Below are 17,981 nucleotides of genomic sequence, written 5' to 3' on the forward strand. Positions count from 1 at the left end.
TGATGGAGCTGTACAAGAAAGAGAAGATCAACCCGCTGGGTGGATGCTTGCCGATTCTGGTACAGATGCCGGTGTTCCTGTCGCTGTACTGGGTACTCCTGGAAAGCGTGGAAATGCGCCAAGCTCCGTTCATGCTGTGGATAACTGACCTGTCGATCAAAGACCCGTTCTTTATCCTGCCGATCATCATGGGCGCGACCATGTTCATCCAGCAGCGTCTGAACCCAACCCCGCCGGATCCGATGCAGGCCAAGGTAATGAAAATGATGCCAATCATCTTCACCTTCTTCTTCCTGTGGTTCCCTGCTGGCTTGGTACTGTACTGGGTGGTCAACAACGTGTTGTCGATCTCTCAACAGTGGTACATCACACGTAAAATCGAAGCGGCTACCCAAAAAGCCGAGGCGTAATTTACTCTGTGGATAACCACTCAAGACGCCCCCTAGTGGGGCGTTTTGCTTTCCGTCACTTTTGTTCTGGAACCTGCTGATGAGCGCTCCTCGTGAAACCATCGCTGCTGTCGCTACCGCTCAAGGTCGGGGCGGCGTCGGCATCGTTCGAATTTCCGGGCCATTGGCGGGCGTGGCAGCCAAGGCTATCAGCGGCCGGGAGCTGAAACCCCGTTATGCCCATTACGGCCAGTTCCTGGATGCCGACCACAGCGTATTGGACGAGGGGCTGGCCATCTATTTTCCAGGGCCAAACTCGTTCACCGGTGAAGATGTCCTTGAATTACAAGGGCACGGTGGGCCTGTGGTGTTGGATATGCTGCTGCAGCGCTGCTTGCAATTGGGTTGCCGCCTGGCCAGACCAGGGGAATTCAGCGAACGCGCATTCTTGAACGATAAGCTCGACCTGGCCCAGGCCGAAGCCATCGCCGATTTGATCGAAGCCAGTTCTGCACAGGCTGCACGTAACGCATTGCGTTCATTGCAGGGGGCTTTTTCCCTGCGTGTGCATAACTTGACCGAGCAACTGATCAGCCTGCGCATCTACGTCGAAGCCGCGATTGATTTTCCGGAAGAAGAAATCGACTTCCTGGCGGATGGCCACGTATTGGCGATGCTGGATAAAGTCCGCGATGAGTTATCCACAGTGCTGCGCGAAGCCGGGCAGGGCGCCTTGCTGCGCGATGGAATGACGGTGGTGATTGCCGGCCGACCAAATGCCGGCAAATCAAGCCTGCTCAATGCTCTGGCAGGGCGCGAGGCGGCCATCGTCACCGAGATCGCCGGCACCACCCGGGATATCTTGCGCGAGCATATCCACATCGACGGTATGCCGCTGCACGTGGTGGACACCGCTGGTTTACGCGATACCGACGACCAGGTGGAAAAGATCGGCGTGGAACGTGCGCTCAAGGCGATCAGCGAAGCCGATCGTGTGTTGCTGGTGGTGGATGCCACTGCGCCGGAAGCTGTGGATCCTTTTGCCTTGTGGCCCGAATTCCTTGAACAACGGCCAGACCCAGCCAAAGTCACCTTGATCCGTAACAAGGCCGACCTTACGGGGGAAGCCATCGCCCTGGAAACCAGTGAAGATGGCCACGTCACGATCAGCTTGAGCGCGAAATCGGCCGGTGACGGTCTGGAGTTGCTGCGCGAGCACCTTAAAGCCTGCATGGGCTACGAACAGACGTCGGAAAGCAGCTTCAGTGCGCGGCGCAGGCACCTGGAAGCGCTGCGTCATGCCAGCGCGGCCTTGGAGCACGGGCGCGCCCAGCTGACCTTGGCGGGGGCTGGGGAGCTGCTGGCTGAGGATCTGCGCCAGGCGCAGCAGCTGTTGGGTGAAATCACCGGGGCTTTCAGTTCAGATGATTTGCTCGGGCGGATTTTCTCCAGCTTCTGCATCGGCAAATAGTCGAGTTATCCACAACGACTACCAGTTATAGGACACCGTACCGAGCAAGGTACGGCTGTCGCCCCAATAGCAACGCCCTGCATCGTTGCAACCAGATACATATTCCTTGTCAAACAGGTTCTTGGCGTTCAGGTCCACCGACCAGTGTGGATTGATCTGATAACCCAGTGCCGCATCCACCAAGGTGACGCTTCCTGCATCCAGCTTGCCGTAGAGCGTCGGCGCCGTGTAGGCAAAGGTACTGTCGAAATAACGTACACCGCCGCCCAGGGAGAAACCCTTGAGTTGGCCATCCAGGAAGCGATATTTACCCCACACCGAAGCCTGGTTACGCGGCACGCCCGTCATTTGACGGCCTTCCACCAGCGACGTGGCCGAATCCTTGGTTATCCGGGCGTCGGTGTAGGTATAGGCCGCCGTCACGTTGAAGTTGGCGCTGATGTTGCTGTTGACCTCTACTTCCACGCCCTTTGCGCGACTTTCACCGACTTGGCGATAGCTGTTGGTGGTGGCATCCAGGTAGGTATCGTCCTGCTTGCGCAGGTCATACACCGACACGGTCATCGCCGTATCCCAGCCGATCGGTTCGTACTTAATGCCCAATTCGTATTGGCTGCTGGTGATCGGTTTCAACGGCGAGCCGGCGTTGGAGATCTGCTGCACGGGGACAAAGGCGGTGGAATAGCTGACATACGGCGTCAGGCCGTTGTCGAACTGGTACATCACCCCGCCCTGGTAAGTGAATTTACGATCCTGTGAGTTGATATTGCTCGATGGCTGGACCTTGTCGCGGTAGTCGCTGTCGACCCAGTCCTGGCGGCCGCCGAGCAGAAAGAGCCAATGGTCGTATTTGCTCTGGACCTGTGCATAAACGCCTTTCATCTGCTGTTCAAGCAAGGTGTTTTGCACTGCCAGTGGAGTGAGCGGGTCGCGCAGGTACACCGGGTTATACACATCGATGGTGCCGGCGAAACCCGCATCCCAGTCTTGATTGAACGAGGTTCGGTCATAGCTGGCGCCCAATAGCACCGTGTTTTCCAGGCCGCCCACCTGGAACTTGCCTTCGAGCTGGTTATCCAGGGAATAGACCATCGATTTGTTGTAGCGGTCGTAGGCGTTCATGTTCAGCCGGGTGCCGAACCCGCCGTTATTGAGTGTGCCTGGCCAGGTTTCATGCCGGTTGATGCGTGACTGCATATAGCGAGAGTTCTGACGGAACTGCCAATCATCATTGAAGCTGTGGCTGAACTCATAGCCGGCGCTCCACGCTTGGCGTTCAAAGGTGTTCCAGTCCGGGTTGCCCAGCAGGGTGTGTTTGGACAGCTTGCCGTTGGGATTGGTAAGCAGCGTGCCGGCTGCAGGTAGGCCGAGTTCCAGGTTGGTATGGTCTTTCTGGTAGTTGGCCAGCAGCGTCAGGGTGTTGTAGTCGTCGAAGTTCAGGGTCAGGGATGGCGCGATATACAGACGATCGTCGGGGACGTGATCGGTCTGGGTGTCGGATTTACGCCCCAGCATCACCACTCGGCCCAGGATATTGTCACTGTCGTTGAGCGGGCCCGAGATATCCACACCCAGCTGGCGTCGATCATTCGAACCATAACTCACCTGCACCTCGCCTTGCGGGGTTGCAGTCGGATGTTTACTCACCAGGTTAACCAGGCCGCCGGGTGCGTTTTCACCATAGAGCAAGGAAGAAGGGCCACGGAAAATCTCGACCCGTTCCAGGCCGTAGGGTTCGCTGGTGGTGTCGTATCGATTGCCTTGCACCCGCAGGCCATCTCGCAGCAGGCCGTAGCCGTAATCCGTAGCGTTGAAACCGCGAATGAAAAACAGATCGCCTGCCAAGCCGTCGCCGGCCGCGAACGGTGGGGCGAAGATCCCCGGTACGTAGCCCAACACTTCTGTCAGGGTTTGGGACTTCTGGTCCTTGATACGCTGGCCAGTGACAACGGACACCGAACGCGGAGTCTCGGACAGCGGTGTGCTGGTCTTAGTGCCGATGCGGCTGTTCTGCGCCTTGTAGCCTACATCCCCGCCGATTTCTTGATTGAAACCGCCCTGTTGATAAGCGCTCACGGTGGTAGGGGCCAAGGTCAGTTGGCCAGCAGGTGCCGGCTGTAATACATAGCTGTTGGGAGCCTGTACGACCGCCTGCAGGTCCGAGTTCTGCAGCAGCAGCGCAAAGCCCTGGTCCACCGAGTAATCACCTTGCAGCCCTGGTGAATTCAAACGCGCGGTTTGCTGGGGGGAGAAGGACAGAATCACATTGGCCCTGGCGGCAAACTGGCTCAAGGCCTTGTCCAGCGGGCCAGCGGCAATTGCAAAGTGTTGCGTTGCGCTGGCGGCCATGACGGCGGTGGATAACAACACACCGGTCGTCGCGGTGATGAGCTGCAGACCGTAGGTCATGCCATGGCAGGAAAGTCGTTTGCGGAGCGGGGCGGGAAGGCGCATAGGTGAGTAAGCCCTGAAGGTAGCGTCGTGATTACCTGTAGGGCCGCGCCAGGTCAAAAAAAGATAACCCCTCTGTGGATTATTTTTTCGGTCAGCCGATTCGGGTGACCGACACCCAATAGCGCGTAAAGTATTTCACTTGAATCGGCAGGCTCGCTTGCAGGTTGGCCAGGACGGCATCGGTTGAGTCCAGACGGAAGGTACCGGAAACACGCAGGCCCGCAGACGCTTGGTCACAGTGCAACACACCCGGCCTATAGCGCGCCAACTCATCGATAACCTCTCCCAGCCGAGCATCGAGTACGATCAGTTGGCCATCTACCCAGGCTGCCTGTACACCGCCATACCCCTGGGTAAGGCGCACATCGTGCCGATCAAACTCTGCGCTCTCACCCGCTCCAATAATTCGGTGAAGTTCGGGTTGGTCGCCGGGAGATACCTCCACCCGTTCTTCCAAGACGCCTACCCGCGTGGCGTCCGGCAGTTGGCGCACAGTAAAACGGGTGCCCAGCGCCTGGACCCGGCCTTGGCGAGTCTCTACATAAAACGGTAAGTGCCCACCCCCTTTGCCGGTGTGGATAAGTACTTCACCCTCGCGCAGACGAATCAACCGTTGGCGCCCGTCAAATGCCACATCGATAGCGGTATGAGTATTGAGATTGATCTGCGTGCCATCCGCCAGCTCGATGCGTCGCCTCTGGCCCACCGACGTGCGGTAATCAGCCCATGCGTTACCCAGCGACGTATGTTGCTGGACGTTCCAGCCCAGATAGCCACTGCCGCCGAGCACCAGCATCCACTTGAGTACCTGGCGCCGCTGTTGCGTGGCGGATAACGCGCGGCGCGTGAGGTCAGGGGGCAGGCCACCGAGGCTGCGTTGCAGCTGCTCCATCTGGTTCCAGGCCGCCTGGTGGGACGGGTCACGATTAAGCCATTGCTGCCAGGCTTGATGTTGTGCCGGCGTCGGTGGTTGCGACTGGAATTGCACATACCAACTGGCAGCGGCCTCGAACGTCTTGCGGTCGGGGTTGGTCATTACCGGCTGGCCATGATCAGGGAGCACTCGGTAAGGGCACGGATCATGTGTTTCTTCACCGTGGTCAGTGATACCTGCAGTTGATCGGCGATCTGTTGATAAGTCAGCCCTTCAATCTGTGCCAGCATGAAAATTCGGCGGGCCCGCTCACCCAGCCCAGACAGCGCTTTATCCACAGCCACCAGCGTTTCGATGATGATTGCCTTGTCTTCCTCACTGATAGCCGTGGCTTCAGGACGCTCTGCCAGGGTTTGCCTGTAGGCCTGTTCGACGGCATGCCGGCGATAGCGGTCGATCACCAGGCCCCTGGCGATGGTGGCCAGATAGTCCCGTGGTTCAAGGATCTGCGCTGCGTGACGTCCACCGAGCATGCGCACGAACGTATCGTGGGCCACATCGGCTGCATCGCTGGCGTTATGCAATTTTCCCTTGAGCCACCCGCGCAGCCACGAATGATGTTGCTCATAGATGTGCTGGACCGCTGCGGTATGGGAAGAGGGAGGCATAGGCGCGACAAGGTGGGTTAATGATAATCGCTATTATTAACTGGCCCAGTGTTTTCCCACAATAGATCTCTTTTTGTCCTACTCAGGATTAATTCCTAGCTTGCCGTGGACGAAATCTGGCGTTTCTGTGGATTAAGCCCTGTGAATAACCGCTCCTGTGCCCAGTTGATAACAGGGTCTGAAACCTGAGTAAAAACCCGTCTGTGGATAACCACCGGTTTAATCCACAGGCTTAAAGCACTTATCCAAGGGCCTCATTGGCAGATGATCACAACGTTTTGAATCGCTGTACGCATTGTAAATAAAGGGCTGTAGAGATCTATCCACAGAAATGGTGCTCAGTATAAATAAACATAAAAACAAAGATTTAATAAATTTCTCTCTTTTAATTTCTATTGTCTGTGATTCATCCACAGCTGGTTAAATTTTGTGCAAAGGGTTCTTTAGGAAGGGCTAAGTCCCTATACTTGCCCGCAAAGCTCTAAAACCCTTTCAACAAACAATTCCTGATTACCTACATAAGCAGGCACGAGGTGCGTGGTGGATTTCCCTTCCCGTTTTGAAGTGATCGTCATCGGCGGCGGTCATGCCGGTACCGAGGCAGCACTGGCGTCAGCACGCATGGGTGTAAAAACCCTGTTGCTGACGCATAACGTGGAAACCCTCGGTGCCATGAGTTGCAACCCCGCGATTGGCGGGATTGGCAAAAGCCATCTGGTCAAGGAAATCGATGCCCTTGGCGGCGTGATGGCCATGGCCACCGACAAAGGTGGTATTCAGTTTCGTGTGCTCAACAGCCGCAAAGGCCCGGCCGTGCGTGCAACGCGTGCCCAGGCCGACCGTATTCTGTACAAGGCTGCGGTACGTGAAACCCTGGAAAATCAGCCGAACCTGTGGATATTTCAGCAGGCAGCCGATGACCTGATCGTCGAACAGGACCAGGTACGCGGTGTTGTCACTCAAATGGGCCTGCGTTTCTTCGCAGAATCCGTAGTACTGACCACCGGCACCTTCCTGGGTGGGCTTATCCACATCGGTATGCAGAACTATTCCGGTGGTCGCGCTGGCGATCCGCCGTCGATTGCTCTGGCAAAACGCCTGCGGGAATTGCCGCTGCGGGTCGGTCGCCTGAAAACCGGGACCCCGCCACGTATTGACGGGCGTTCTGTGGATTTTTCGGTGATGACCGAACAAGCCGGCGATACGCCGATTCCGGTCATGTCGTTCATGGGCTCCAAGGAACAGCATCCGAAACAGGTCAGTTGCTGGATCACCCACACCAACGCCCGTACCCACGAAATCATTGCTGCGAACCTTGATCGTTCGCCGATGTATTCCGGGGTGATCGAAGGCATTGGGCCGCGTTATTGCCCGTCGATCGAAGACAAGATCCACCGCTTTGCCGACAAGGAAAGCCACCAGGTCTTTATCGAGCCGGAAGGGTTGACCACCCACGAGCTGTATCCGAACGGAATTTCCACTTCGCTGCCGTTCGACGTGCAAATCCAGATCGTGCAGTCGATTCGCGGTATGGAAAATGCGCACATCGTGCGTCCGGGCTACGCCATCGAGTACGACTACTTCGACCCGCGCGACCTGAAATACAGCCTGGAAACCAAAGTGATCGGCGGCCTGTTCTTCGCCGGCCAAATCAACGGCACCACCGGTTATGAAGAAGCCGGCGCCCAAGGTTTGCTGGCCGGGACCAACGCAGCATTGCGTGCACAGGGCAAAGACAGCTGGTGCCCGCGTCGCGATGAGGCCTACATCGGCGTATTGGTCGACGACCTGATTACCCTGGGTACCCAGGAACCGTACCGGATGTTCACATCTCGGGCGGAATACCGTCTGATTCTGCGCGAAGACAACGCCGACCTGCGCTTGACCGAAAAAGGTCGCGAACTGGGCCTGGTCGATGACGCCCGCTGGGCGGCCTTCTGCAAAAAACGCGAAAGCATTGCGCTCGAAGAACAGCGTCTGAAGAGTACCTGGGTTCGCCCGGGCACGGAGCAGGGCGACGCCATTGCGGAAAAATTCGGCACGCCGTTGACCCATGAGTACAACTTGCTCAACCTGCTTTCCCGTCCGGAAATCGACTACGCTGGTCTGGTCGAAGTGACTGGCCACGGCGCAGAAGACCCACAGGTTGCCGAACAGGTTGAAATCAAGACCAAATACGCAGGCTACATCGATCGCCAGCAGGACGAGATCGCCCGGCTGCGCGCCAGTGAAGACACCAAGCTGCCTGTGGATATCGACTACACCGGGATTTCCGGGTTGTCGAAAGAAATTCAAAGCAAGCTGGGGATAACTCGGCCGGAAACCCTCGGGCAGGCTTCACGTATCCCAGGCGTCACCCCGGCAGCCATCTCGCTGTTGATGATTCATTTGAAAAAACGCGGCGCGGGCCGTCAGTTGGAGCAAAGCGCTTGAGTTCGTTGGTCACCTCGCAACACGCCGAAGAGTTATCCACAGGAGCGCGCCAGTTGGGCGTGGCCCTGACCGAAGCCCAGCATGAGTTACTGCTGGGCTATCTGGCCCTGTTGATCAAATGGAACAAGGCTTACAACCTGACCGCGGTACGTGATCCGGACGAGATGGTGTCGCGGCATTTGCTCGACAGCCTCAGCGTGATGCCGTTTATCGAAAATGGCCGTTGGCTCGACGTCGGCAGTGGCGGCGGCATGCCTGGCATTCCGTTGGCGATCCTGTTTCCCGAGTCCCACGTGACCTGCCTGGACAGCAACGGCAAGAAAACCCGCTTCCTGACCCAGGTCAAACTCGAGCTCAAGCTGGATAACCTGCAAGTTATCCACAGTCGTGTCGAAGCCTTCACACCTGAACTGCCTTTCAACGGGATCGTGTCCCGAGCGTTCAGCAGCATGGAGAACTTCAGCAACTGGACGCGCCACCTGGGCGACCGTGATACCCGCTGGCTGGCAATGAAGGGCGTTCATCCAAGCGACGAGCTGTTAGCATTGCCGGCAGACTTCCACCTCGATAGCGAACACGCCTTGGCCGTACCTGGTTGCCAAGGCCAACGCCATCTGCTGATACTGCGCCGCACGGCATGATAGGGAACACAAGCAAGAATGGCTAAGGTATTCGCGATAGCGAACCAGAAAGGTGGTGTGGGTAAAACCACCACCTGTATCAACCTCGCAGCATCCCTGGTCGCAACCAAGCGTCGGGTGCTGTTGATCGATCTCGATCCACAGGGCAACGCCACCATGGGTAGCGGTGTGGATAAACACGGCCTGGAAAACTCGGTCTACGATTTGCTGATTGGCGAATGCGACCTGGCCCAGGCCATGCACTATTCCGAGCACGGCGGTTACCAACTGCTGCCGGCCAACCGCGATCTGACCGCGGCGGAAGTGGTGCTGCTGGAAATGCAGATGAAAGAAAGCCGTCTGCGCAGCGCCCTGGCGCCCATTCGCGACAACTACGATTACATTTTGATCGACTGCCCACCGTCGCTGTCGATGCTCACGCTTAACGCCTTGGTAGCCGCCGATGGGGTGATTATCCCCATGCAGTGCGAGTACTACGCGTTGGAAGGCCTGAGCGACCTTGTGGATAACATCAAGCGCATTGCCGAGTTGCTCAACCCGAAACTGCAGATCGAAGGCTTGTTGCGTACGATGTTCGACCCGCGCCTGAGCCTGATGAACGATGTGTCGGCGCAGCTCAAGGAACACTTCGGTGACCAGTTGTACGACACCGTGATTCCACGCAACATCCGCCTGGCCGAAGCGCCAAGCTATGGCATGCCCGCGCTGGCGTACGACAAATCCTCGCGCGGTGCCATTGCCTACCTGGCATTGGCTGGCGAGATGGTTCGCCGTCAACGCCGCAATTCACGCACCGCTGCAGCCCAGCCAACTTAAGGAACCCCCATGGCCGTCAAGAAACGAGGTCTCGGACGTGGACTGGATGCACTGTTGAGTGGTCCGACCGTCACATCGCTTGAAGAACAAGCGGTGCAGGCCGACGAGCGCGAGCTGCAGCACTTGCCGCTGGACCTGATCCAGCGCGGCAAATACCAGCCACGTCGGGACATGGACCCCCAGGCCCTGGAAGAACTGTCCAACTCGATCAAGGCCCAGGGCGTGATGCAGCCTATCGTGGTGCGCCCCATTGGCGGTGGCCGCTTTGAGATCATCGCCGGTGAGCGCCGCTGGCGCGCCAGCCAGCAGGCCGGCAAGGAAACCATCCCGGCCATGGTGCGCGATGTGCCGGATGAAACCGCGATCGCCATGGCGTTGATCGAGAATATCCAGCGTGAAGACCTCAACCCGATCGAAGAGGCGATTGCGTTGCAGCGTTTGCAGCAGGAATTCCAGCTCACCCAGCAGCAAGTGGCCGAGGCGGTGGGCAAGTCCCGCGTCACCGTGTCCAATTTGTTGCGTTTGATCGCGCTGCCGGAAGTGATCAAGACCATGTTGTCCCACGGCGACCTGGAAATGGGCCATGCCCGTGCGTTGCTCGGTTTGCCCGAAAATCAACAGGTTGAAGGGGCGCGACACGTTGTCGCACGAGGCCTGACCGTACGTCAGACCGAAGCGCTGGTGCGCCAGTGGCTCAGCGGCAAACCTGCACCGGTCGAAACCGCCAAACCTGATCCGGATATCGCGCGACTCGAGCAGCGCCTGGCCGAGCGCCTGGGCTCTGCGGTGCAAATTCGTCACGGCAAGAAGGGCAAAGGGCAATTGGTCATCGGATATAACTCCCTTGACGAGCTTCAAGGCGTCCTTGCCCACATCCGCTGAAACATTTGCTTATGTAGCGCGTGATCGGAAATCACTACCCGACAGTTGAATAGGGGCTGAACCGCCCCTATACTCTGCGCGCATTTTGTCGGCACAAATTATGCCAAGTTATTGATTTCCGGCAGCCGACCATTGAGGAGCAAGAGTGATGGAAACCCGCACGCCAAACACGTTGCCGTTCCATCGCTTGGCTGTTTTTCCGGTTCTACTGGCTCAATTTGTCATTTTGCTGATCGCCGCATTGGCGCTTTGGTATTGGCATGGAGTCGTAGCCGGGTATTCAGGACTCTGCGGAGGCCTGATAGCCTTGCTGCCCAATATGTATTTTGCTCACAGGGCCTTTCGGTTTTCCGGCGCCCGAGCAGCCCAGGCTATCGTCCGGTCTTTTTATGCCGGCGAGGCGGGGAAACTGATTTTGACGGCAGTGCTGTTTGCACTGACCTTTGCAGGTGTGAAGCCATTGGCGCCGCTGGCTGTATTCGGCGTCTTCGTGTTGACCCAACTGGTCAGCTGGTTCGCTCCCCTGCTAATGAAAACAAGACTTTCGAAACCTTAGGGCGTTTGAGGCAACCATGGCAGAAACAACCGCTTCGGGCTATATCCAGCACCACTTGCAGAACCTGACCTTCGGTCAGCTTCCTAATGGCGGCTGGGGCTTTGCCCACACCGCAGCAGAAGCCAAAGAAATGGGTTTCTGGGCTTTCCACCTGGACACTCTGGGTTGGTCGGTCGCATTGGGTCTGATCTTCGTCCTGATTTTCCGCATGGCGGCAAAGAAGGCGACTTCGGGTCAGCCAGGTGCTTTGCAGAACTTCGTTGAAGTATTGGTCGAATTCGTCGATGGCAGCGTGAAAGACAGCTTCCATGGCCGTAGCCCGGTGATTGCACCGCTGGCACTGACCATCTTCGTGTGGGTGTTCCTGATGAACGCCGTCGACCTGATCCCGGTGGACTGGATTCCTCAGTTGGCCATGGCGATCTCCGGCGACCCGCACATTCCATTCCGCGCCGTATCCACCACTGACCCGAACGCCACACTGGGCATGGCTCTGTCGGTATTCGCGCTGATCATTTTCTACAGCATCAAGGTCAAGGGCATCGGCGGCTTCATCGGCGAACTGACCCTGCACCCGTTCGGCAGCAAGAACATCTTCGTTCAAGCCCTGCTGATCCCGGTGAACTTCCTGCTGGAATTCGTCACCCTGATCGCCAAGCCGATTTCCCTGGCTCTGCGACTGTTCGGCAACATGTATGCCGGCGAGCTGGTGTTCATTCTGATCGCTGTGATGTTCGGCAGCGGTCTGCTCTGGCTTAGCGGCCTGGGCGTAGTTCTGCAGTGGGCGTGGGCTGTGTTCCACATCCTGATCATTACCCTGCAGGCCTTCATCTTCATGATGCTGACCATCGTCTACCTGTCGATGGCGCACGAAGAGAACCATTAAGACCAGTCTCGACTAGTCTGATGTCCTTCCCGGTCAAACGGGAAGGTGGCCCAACAGGGCTATGAAACGATTTGTTTTACCGCTTTAAAATCTAAAAAACCTAAACCATACGACGTAAAAGTCGGGAGGAAAGATGGAAACTGTAGTTGGTCTAACCGCTATCGCTGTTGCACTGTTGATCGGCCTGGGCGCCCTGGGTACTGCCATTGGTTTCGGCCTGCTGGGCGGCAAATTCCTGGAAGGCGCAGCGCGTCAGCCAGAAATGGTCCCAATGCTGCAAGTTAAAATGTTCATCGTCGCCGGCCTGCTCGACGCCGTGACCATGATCGGCGTTGGTATCGCACTGTTCTTCACCTTCGCGAACCCCTTCGTTGGTCAACTCGCTGGCTAATCACTCGACTTTTCGAGTGATTGGGGTGATGGACAACGAATGAGCGAGGTGTTGGCGTGAACATTAATGCAACCCTGATTGGCCAATCCGTTGCGTTCTTCATTTTTGTAGTGTTTTGCATGAAGTTCGTGTGGCCTCCGGTCATCGCGGCTTTGCACGAACGTCAGAAGAAGATCGCGGATGGTTTGGACGCTGCCAGCCGTGCAGCTCGCGACCTGGAGTTGGCCCACGAAAAAGTGGGTCAGCAACTGCGCGAAGCTAAAGCACAGGCAGCCGAGATCATTGAGCAAGCCAAGAAACGCGGTAACCAGATCGTCGAAGAGGCTGTTGAAAAAGCCCGCGTCGAAGCTGACCGTGTGAAGGCTTCGGCTCATGCCGAGATCGAACAGGAACTGAACGGTGTCAAAGACGCGCTGCGTGCCCAACTGGGTGCTCTGGCCGTTGGCGGTGCTGAGAAGATCCTCGGTGCCACAATCGATCAAAACGCGCACGCGGAGCTGGTTAACAAACTGGCTGCTGAAATTTAAGCGAGGGCGATCATGGCAGAACTGACCACGTTGGCCCGACCTTACGCTAAGGCAGCCTTCGAGCACGCCCAGGCCCACCAGCAGCTGGCCTCTTGGTCAGCCATGCTCGGCCTGGCTGCAGCAGTGTCGCAAGACGACACCATGCAGCGCGTGCTCAAGGCCCCGCGCCTGACGAGCGCAGACAAGGCCGCCACTTTTATTGAAGTGTGCGGCGACAAGTTTGATGTGAAGGCGCAGAACTTCATCCACGTCATTGCCGAAAACGACCGTCTCCCGCTGTTGCCGGAGATCGCCGCTCTGTTCGACCTGTACAAGGCCGAAGCAGAGAAATCGGTAGACGTTGAAGTGACCAGTGCTTTCGCATTGAACCAAGAACAGCAAGACAAACTCGCCAAGGTTCTCAGTGCACGACTCAATCGGGAAGTGCGCCTGCAAGCTTCGGAGGACGCATCGCTTATTGGTGGTGTTGTTATCCGTGCCGGCGACCTGGTTATCGATGGCTCGATTCGCGGCAAAATCGCGAAACTTGCCGAAGCATTGAAATCTTGAGTTTGAAGGGGCAGCAGAGCAATGCAGCAACTCAATCCTTCCGAAATAAGTGAAATTATCAAGGGCCGCATCGACAAGCTCGATGTGACCTCCCAAGCCCGTAACGAAGGCACTGTCGTCAGCGTATCTGACGGCATCGTGCGGATTCACGGTCTGGCCGACGTCATGTACGGCGAGATGATCGAGTTTCCGGGCGGCGTCTACGGTATGGCCCTCAACCTGGAGCAAGACTCCGTAGGTGCCGTTGTATTGGGCGCGTACACCAGTCTGGCTGAAGGCATGAGCGCCAAGTGCACAGGCCGCATCCTGGAAGTTCCGGTTGGTAAGGAACTGCTGGGTCGCGTAGTCGACGCACTGGGTAACCCTGTTGACGGTAAAGGTCCACTGGGCAACACCGAGACCGACGCGGTCGAGAAAGTTGCTCCAGGCGTGATCTGGCGTAAGTCGGTAGACCAGCCTGTACAGACTGGCTACAAGGCTGTCGATGCCATGATCCCAGTCGGCCGTGGCCAGCGTGAGCTGATCATCGGTGACCGTCAGATCGGTAAGACCGCTCTGGCGATCGACGCGATCATCAACCAGAAAGACAGCGGCATTTTCTGCGTCTACGTAGCGATCGGTCAGAAGCAATCGACCATCGCCAACGTGGTTCGCAAGCTGGAAGAAAACGGCGCCCTGGCCAACACGATCATCGTGGCTGCCAGTGCTTCGGAATCTCCTGCGCTGCAATTCCTGGCACCGTACTCCGGTTGCACCATGGGTGAATTCTTCCGCGACCGCGGTGAAGACGCGCTGATCGTTTATGACGATCTGTCCAAGCAAGCAGTGGCTTACCGCCAGATTTCCCTGCTGCTGCGCCGTCCACCAGGCCGTGAAGCCTACCCAGGCGACGTGTTCTATCTCCACTCCCGTCTGCTGGAGCGCGCATCCCGCGTTTCGGAAGAGTACGTAGAGAAGTTCACCAACGGCGCAGTGACCGGCAAAACCGGTTCCCTGACCGCACTGCCGATCATCGAAACCCAGGCTGGCGACGTTTCCGCGTTCGTTCCGACCAACGTGATTTCCATCACCGACGGTCAGATCTTCCTGGAATCGGCCATGTTCAACTCCGGGATCCGTCCTGCAGTGAACGCCGGTGTTTCGGTATCCCGTGTGGGTGGTGCCGCTCAGACCAAGATCATCAAGAAGCTCTCCGGTGGTATCCGTACCGCTCTGGCTCAGTACCGTGAACTGGCGGCATTCGCCCAGTTCGCTTCTGACCTGGACGAAGCGACCCGTAAGCAACTTGAGCATGGTCAGCGCGTTACCGAGCTGATGAAGCAGAAGCAATACGCCCCAATGTCGATCGCTGACATGGCGTTGTCGCTGTATGCCGCTGAGCGTGGGTTCCTGACCGACGTTGAAATCGCCAAGGTCGGCAGCTTTGAACAAGCGCTGATTGCTTACTTCAACCGCGATCACGCCGAATTGATGGCGAAGATCAACGTGAAGGGTGACTTCAATGACGATATCGACGCTGGCATGAAAGCCGGTATCGAGAAGTTCAAGGCCACCCAAACCTGGTAAGCCGCAGCGGGAGCCGCAAGGCTCCCGCTTGCTAACCTGATAGGTGTTACATGGCAGGCGCAAAAGAGATTCGCAGTAAGATTGCGAGCATCAAAAGCACGCAAAAAATTACCAGCGCCATGGAAAAAGTGGCGGTCAGCAAAATGCGCAAGGCACAAATGCGCATGGCTGCTAGCCGTCCTTATGCGGAGCGTATCCGCCAGGTAATTGGGCATCTGGCCAACGCCAACCCGGAATACCGCCACCCGTTCATGATCGAGCGCGCCGTCAAGCGTGTGGGTTATGTGGTAGTGAGCAGTGACCGTGGTTTGTGTGGTGGTCTGAATACCAACCTGTTCAAGGCCCTGGTCAAGGACATGGCGGTAAACCGCGAAAACGGCGTCGAGATTGATCTGTGTGTTGTTGGTAGCAAGGGTGCGGCCTTTTTCCGCAACTTCGGCGGTAACGTCGTTGCAGCTATCAGCCACCTGGGTGAAGAGCCGTCGATCAATGATTTGATCGGCAGTGTGAAGGTGATGCTGGATGCGTACCTGGAAGGCCGTATTGACCGCCTCTCCGTGGTATCCAACAAGTTCATCAACACCATGACCCAGCAGCCAACCGTGGAGCAATTGATTCCACTGGTGGCGACCCCGGATCAGGAACTCAAGCACCACTGGGACTACCTCTACGAACCAGACGCCAAAGAGCTGCTTGACGGCTTGATGGTGCGCTACGTGGAGTCGCAGGTGTACCAGGCGGTGGTCGAGAACAACGCAGCTGAACAAGCGGCGCGGATGATCGCGATGAAAAACGCTACCGATAACGCCGGTGATCTGATCAGCGATTTGCAGCTGATCTACAACAAGGCGCGTCAGGCTGCGATCACCCAAGAGATCTCGGAAATCGTCGGCGGCGCTGCCGCGGTTTAACGGTTCAAATATTCAGAGGATCCAGCTATGAGTAGCGGACGTATCGTTCAAATCATCGGCGCCGTTATCGACGTGGAATTTCCACGCGACAGCGTACCGAGCATCTACAACGCGCTGAAAGTACAAGGCGCGGAAACTACCCTGGAAGTTCAGCAGCAGCTGGGCGACGGCGTAGTTCGTACCATTGCGATGGGTTCCACCGAAGGCTTGAAGCGCGGTCTGGACGTTGTCGACACTGGCGCTGCCATCTCCGTACCGGTCGGTAAAGCGACCCTGGGCCGGATCATGGACGTACTGGGCAACCCGATCGACGAAGCTGGCCCGATCGCCACCGAAGAGCGCTGGGGCATTCACCGCGCAGCACCTTCGTTCGCAGAACAAGCAGGCGGCAACGACCTGCTGGAAACCGGCATCAAGGTTATCGACCTGGTTTGCCCGTTCGCCAAGGGCGGTAAAGTCGGTCTGTTCGGTGGTGCCGGTGTAGGCAAGACCGTAAACATGATGGAACTGATCCGTAACATCGCCATCGAGCACAGCGGTTATTCCGTGTTCGCAGGTGTGGGTGAGCGTACTCGTGAGGGTAACGACTTCTACCACGAGATGAAGGACTCCAACGTTCTGGACAAAGTGGCACTGGTTTACGGTCAGATGAACGAGCCGCCGGGAAACCGTCTGCGCGTAGCCCTGACTGGCCTGACCATGGCCGAGAAGTTCCGTGACGAAGGTAACGACGTTCTGCTGTTCGTCGACAACATCTACCGTTACACCCTGGCCGGTACTGAAGTATCCGCACTGCTGGGCCGTATGCCTTCGGCAGTAGGTTACCAGCCGACCCTGGCTGAAGAGATGGGCGTTCTGCAAGAACGTATCACTTCGACCAAGGAAGGTTCGATCACCTCGATCCAAGCGGTATACGTACCTGCGGATGACTTGACCGACCCGTCGCCAGCCACCACCTTCGCCCACTTGGACGCTACCGTCGTTCTGTCCCGTGACATCGCTTCCCTGGGTATCTACCCAGCGGTCGATCCACTCGACTCGACGTCGCGCCAGCTGGACCCGAACGTGATCGGCCAGGAGCACTACGACACCGCTCGCGGCGTTCAGTACGTGCTGCAGCGTTACAAAGAACTGAAGGACATCATTGCGATCCTGGGTATGGACGAGCTGTCGGAAGCCGACAAGCAGTTGGTAAACCGTGCTCGTAAGATCCAGCGCTTCTTGTCGCAGCCGTTCTTCGTGGCTGAAGTCTTCACCGGTGCCTCGGGTAAATACGTTTCCCTGAAAGACACCATTGCTGGCTTCAAAGGCATCCTCAACGGTGACTACGACCACCTGCCAGAACAAGCGTTCTACATGGTCGGCGGCATCGAAGAAGCGATCGAGAAAGCCAAGAAACTGTAATCCAGGCGCCCGGCAACGGGCGCTCATCAGGTTGAGGCAATCAGATGGCTATGACAGTCCATTGCGATATCGTCAGCGCGGAAGGGGAAATCTTCTCCGGTCTGGTCGAGTTTGTAACAGCGCACGGTGACCTGGGTGATCTTGGTATCGCCATGGGTCACGCTCCGCTGATCACAAGCTTGAAGCCAGGTCCGATCACTCTGACCAAGCAAGGCGGGGAACGTGAGGTGTTTTACATCTCCGGTGGTTTCCTCGAGGTTCAGCCGAACATGGTCAAGGTACTTGCCGACACCGTGCAACGTGCTGGCGACCTGGATGAAGCCTCCGCTCAGGAAGCCGTCAAGGCTGCCGAGAAGGCGCTGAACGAAAAAGGCGCAGACTTCGACTACAGCGCTGCTGCAGTCCGTCTGGCCGAGGCCGCAGCCCAGCTGCGTACTCTCCAGCAGATCCGCAAGAAGTAAGCGGCCACGCCGTTTTGCTTGATGCGTGATTGATTAAAAAGGGTAGCCTCGGCTACCCTTTTTCTTTTTTGCAAAACACTTCTTTGGTCTGAACCCGGACCG

General features: G+C 57.2%; 18 protein-coding genes. 15 read left to right on the forward strand and 3 right to left on the reverse strand.

All coding sequences use genetic code 11. From position 1 onward, the window contains the following. Both yidC and mnmE read left to right on the forward strand, forming a co-directional pair. Positions 1-410: membrane protein insertase YidC (gene yidC, locus GIW04_RS00605; RefSeq protein WP_236478919.1), on the forward strand; the 410-nt coding region annotated here is incomplete at its 5' end. Positions 411-489: 79 nt separating this feature from the next. After that, complete coding sequence (gene mnmE, locus GIW04_RS00610; RefSeq protein WP_003195902.1) at positions 490-1,860, forward strand: tRNA uridine-5-carboxymethylaminomethyl(34) synthesis GTPase MnmE; 1,371 nt, start codon at positions 490-492, stop codon at positions 1,858-1,860. 18 nt (positions 1,861-1,878) lie between these two features. Here mnmE and GIW04_RS00615 read toward each other — a convergent pair whose 3' ends face one another. The 3 genes from GIW04_RS00615 to GIW04_RS00625 all read right to left on the reverse strand — a co-directional run bounded on the left by GIW04_RS00615 (position 1,879) and on the right by GIW04_RS00625 (position 5,856). Then, positions 1,879-4,269 carry a TonB-dependent siderophore receptor gene (locus GIW04_RS00615; protein WP_183043758.1) on the reverse strand — a complete coding sequence of 797 codons (2,391 nt, stop codon included), beginning with the start codon at positions 4,267-4,269 and terminating at the stop codon, positions 1,879-1,881. A gap of 136 nt (positions 4,270-4,405) precedes the next feature. Continuing rightward, positions 4,406-5,350: a FecR domain-containing protein gene (locus GIW04_RS00620; RefSeq protein ID WP_120247407.1), complete on the reverse strand. Its 945-nt coding sequence runs from the start codon at positions 5,348-5,350 to the stop codon at positions 4,406-4,408. Next, positions 5,350-5,856, reverse strand: a complete 507-nt coding sequence (locus GIW04_RS00625) for a sigma-70 family RNA polymerase sigma factor (RefSeq protein WP_003195897.1) — start codon at positions 5,854-5,856, stop codon at positions 5,350-5,352. Before GIW04_RS00625 ends, GIW04_RS00620 begins: the two co-directional genes overlap by 1 nt. A gap of 540 nt (positions 5,857-6,396) precedes the next feature. On the opposite strand from GIW04_RS00625, the gene mnmG reads away from it, so the two are divergent. The 13 genes from mnmG (at position 6,397) to GIW04_RS00690 (ending at position 17,879) form a co-directional block, all read left to right on the forward strand. Beyond that, on the forward strand, positions 6,397-8,289 hold the full coding sequence (gene mnmG, locus GIW04_RS00630; RefSeq protein ID WP_003195895.1) for a tRNA uridine-5-carboxymethylaminomethyl(34) synthesis enzyme MnmG: 1,893 nt from the start codon (positions 6,397-6,399) through the stop codon (positions 8,287-8,289). Next, complete coding sequence (gene rsmG, locus GIW04_RS00635) at positions 8,286-8,930, forward strand: 16S rRNA (guanine(527)-N(7))-methyltransferase RsmG (RefSeq protein WP_003195893.1); 645 nt, start codon at positions 8,286-8,288, stop codon at positions 8,928-8,930. Before mnmG ends, rsmG begins: the two co-directional genes overlap by 4 nt. A gap of 18 nt (positions 8,931-8,948) precedes the next feature. Then, positions 8,949-9,746: a ParA family protein gene (locus GIW04_RS00640; protein ID WP_003195891.1), complete on the forward strand. Its 798-nt coding sequence runs from the start codon at positions 8,949-8,951 to the stop codon at positions 9,744-9,746. A gap of 9 nt (positions 9,747-9,755) precedes the next feature. Next, positions 9,756-10,628, forward strand: coding sequence for a ParB/RepB/Spo0J family partition protein (locus GIW04_RS00645; protein WP_003195890.1), 873 nt, complete (start codon positions 9,756-9,758; stop codon positions 10,626-10,628). A 148-nt stretch (positions 10,629-10,776) separates the two neighbouring features. Further along, on the forward strand, positions 10,777-11,184 hold the full coding sequence (locus GIW04_RS00650; RefSeq protein ID WP_010565865.1) for a F0F1 ATP synthase subunit I: 408 nt from the start codon (positions 10,777-10,779) through the stop codon (positions 11,182-11,184). A 16-nt stretch (positions 11,185-11,200) separates the two neighbouring features. Beyond that, positions 11,201-12,070, forward strand: a complete 870-nt coding sequence (gene atpB / locus GIW04_RS00655; RefSeq protein ID WP_003195886.1) for a F0F1 ATP synthase subunit A — start codon at positions 11,201-11,203, stop codon at positions 12,068-12,070. A gap of 133 nt (positions 12,071-12,203) precedes the next feature. Next, complete coding sequence (atpE, locus tag GIW04_RS00660; RefSeq protein ID WP_002555987.1) at positions 12,204-12,461, forward strand: F0F1 ATP synthase subunit C; 258 nt, start codon at positions 12,204-12,206, stop codon at positions 12,459-12,461. 56 nt (positions 12,462-12,517) lie between these two features. Further along, entirely contained in the window at positions 12,518-12,988 is a 471-nt protein-coding gene (locus GIW04_RS00665; RefSeq protein WP_003195835.1) for a F0F1 ATP synthase subunit B, read from the forward strand. Positions 12,989-13,000: 12 nt separating this feature from the next. Beyond that, on the forward strand, positions 13,001-13,537 hold the full coding sequence (locus GIW04_RS00670; RefSeq protein ID WP_120247408.1) for a F0F1 ATP synthase subunit delta: 537 nt from the start codon (positions 13,001-13,003) through the stop codon (positions 13,535-13,537). 21 nt (positions 13,538-13,558) lie between these two features. Continuing rightward, positions 13,559-15,103: a F0F1 ATP synthase subunit alpha gene (gene atpA, locus GIW04_RS00675; protein ID WP_003195831.1), complete on the forward strand. Its 1,545-nt coding sequence runs from the start codon at positions 13,559-13,561 to the stop codon at positions 15,101-15,103. Between the two features lie 50 nt (positions 15,104-15,153). After that, a complete protein-coding gene (atpG, locus tag GIW04_RS00680) occupies positions 15,154-16,014 on the forward strand; it encodes a F0F1 ATP synthase subunit gamma (RefSeq protein ID WP_003195829.1) in 861 nt (286 codons plus the stop codon). A 27-nt stretch (positions 16,015-16,041) separates the two neighbouring features. Beyond that, positions 16,042-17,418, forward strand: a complete 1,377-nt coding sequence (gene atpD, locus GIW04_RS00685) for a F0F1 ATP synthase subunit beta (protein ID WP_003195827.1) — start codon at positions 16,042-16,044, stop codon at positions 17,416-17,418. Between the two features lie 44 nt (positions 17,419-17,462). Next, positions 17,463-17,879, forward strand: a complete 417-nt coding sequence (locus GIW04_RS00690; protein ID WP_003195825.1) for a F0F1 ATP synthase subunit epsilon — start codon at positions 17,463-17,465, stop codon at positions 17,877-17,879. The last annotated feature ends 102 nt before the right edge of the window (positions 17,880-17,981 follow it).

This window comes from Pseudomonas sp. PA-4-8C, from assembly GCF_021606625.1.
GTDB classification, from domain to species: domain Bacteria; phylum Pseudomonadota; class Gammaproteobacteria; order Pseudomonadales; family Pseudomonadaceae; genus Aquipseudomonas; species Aquipseudomonas lactis.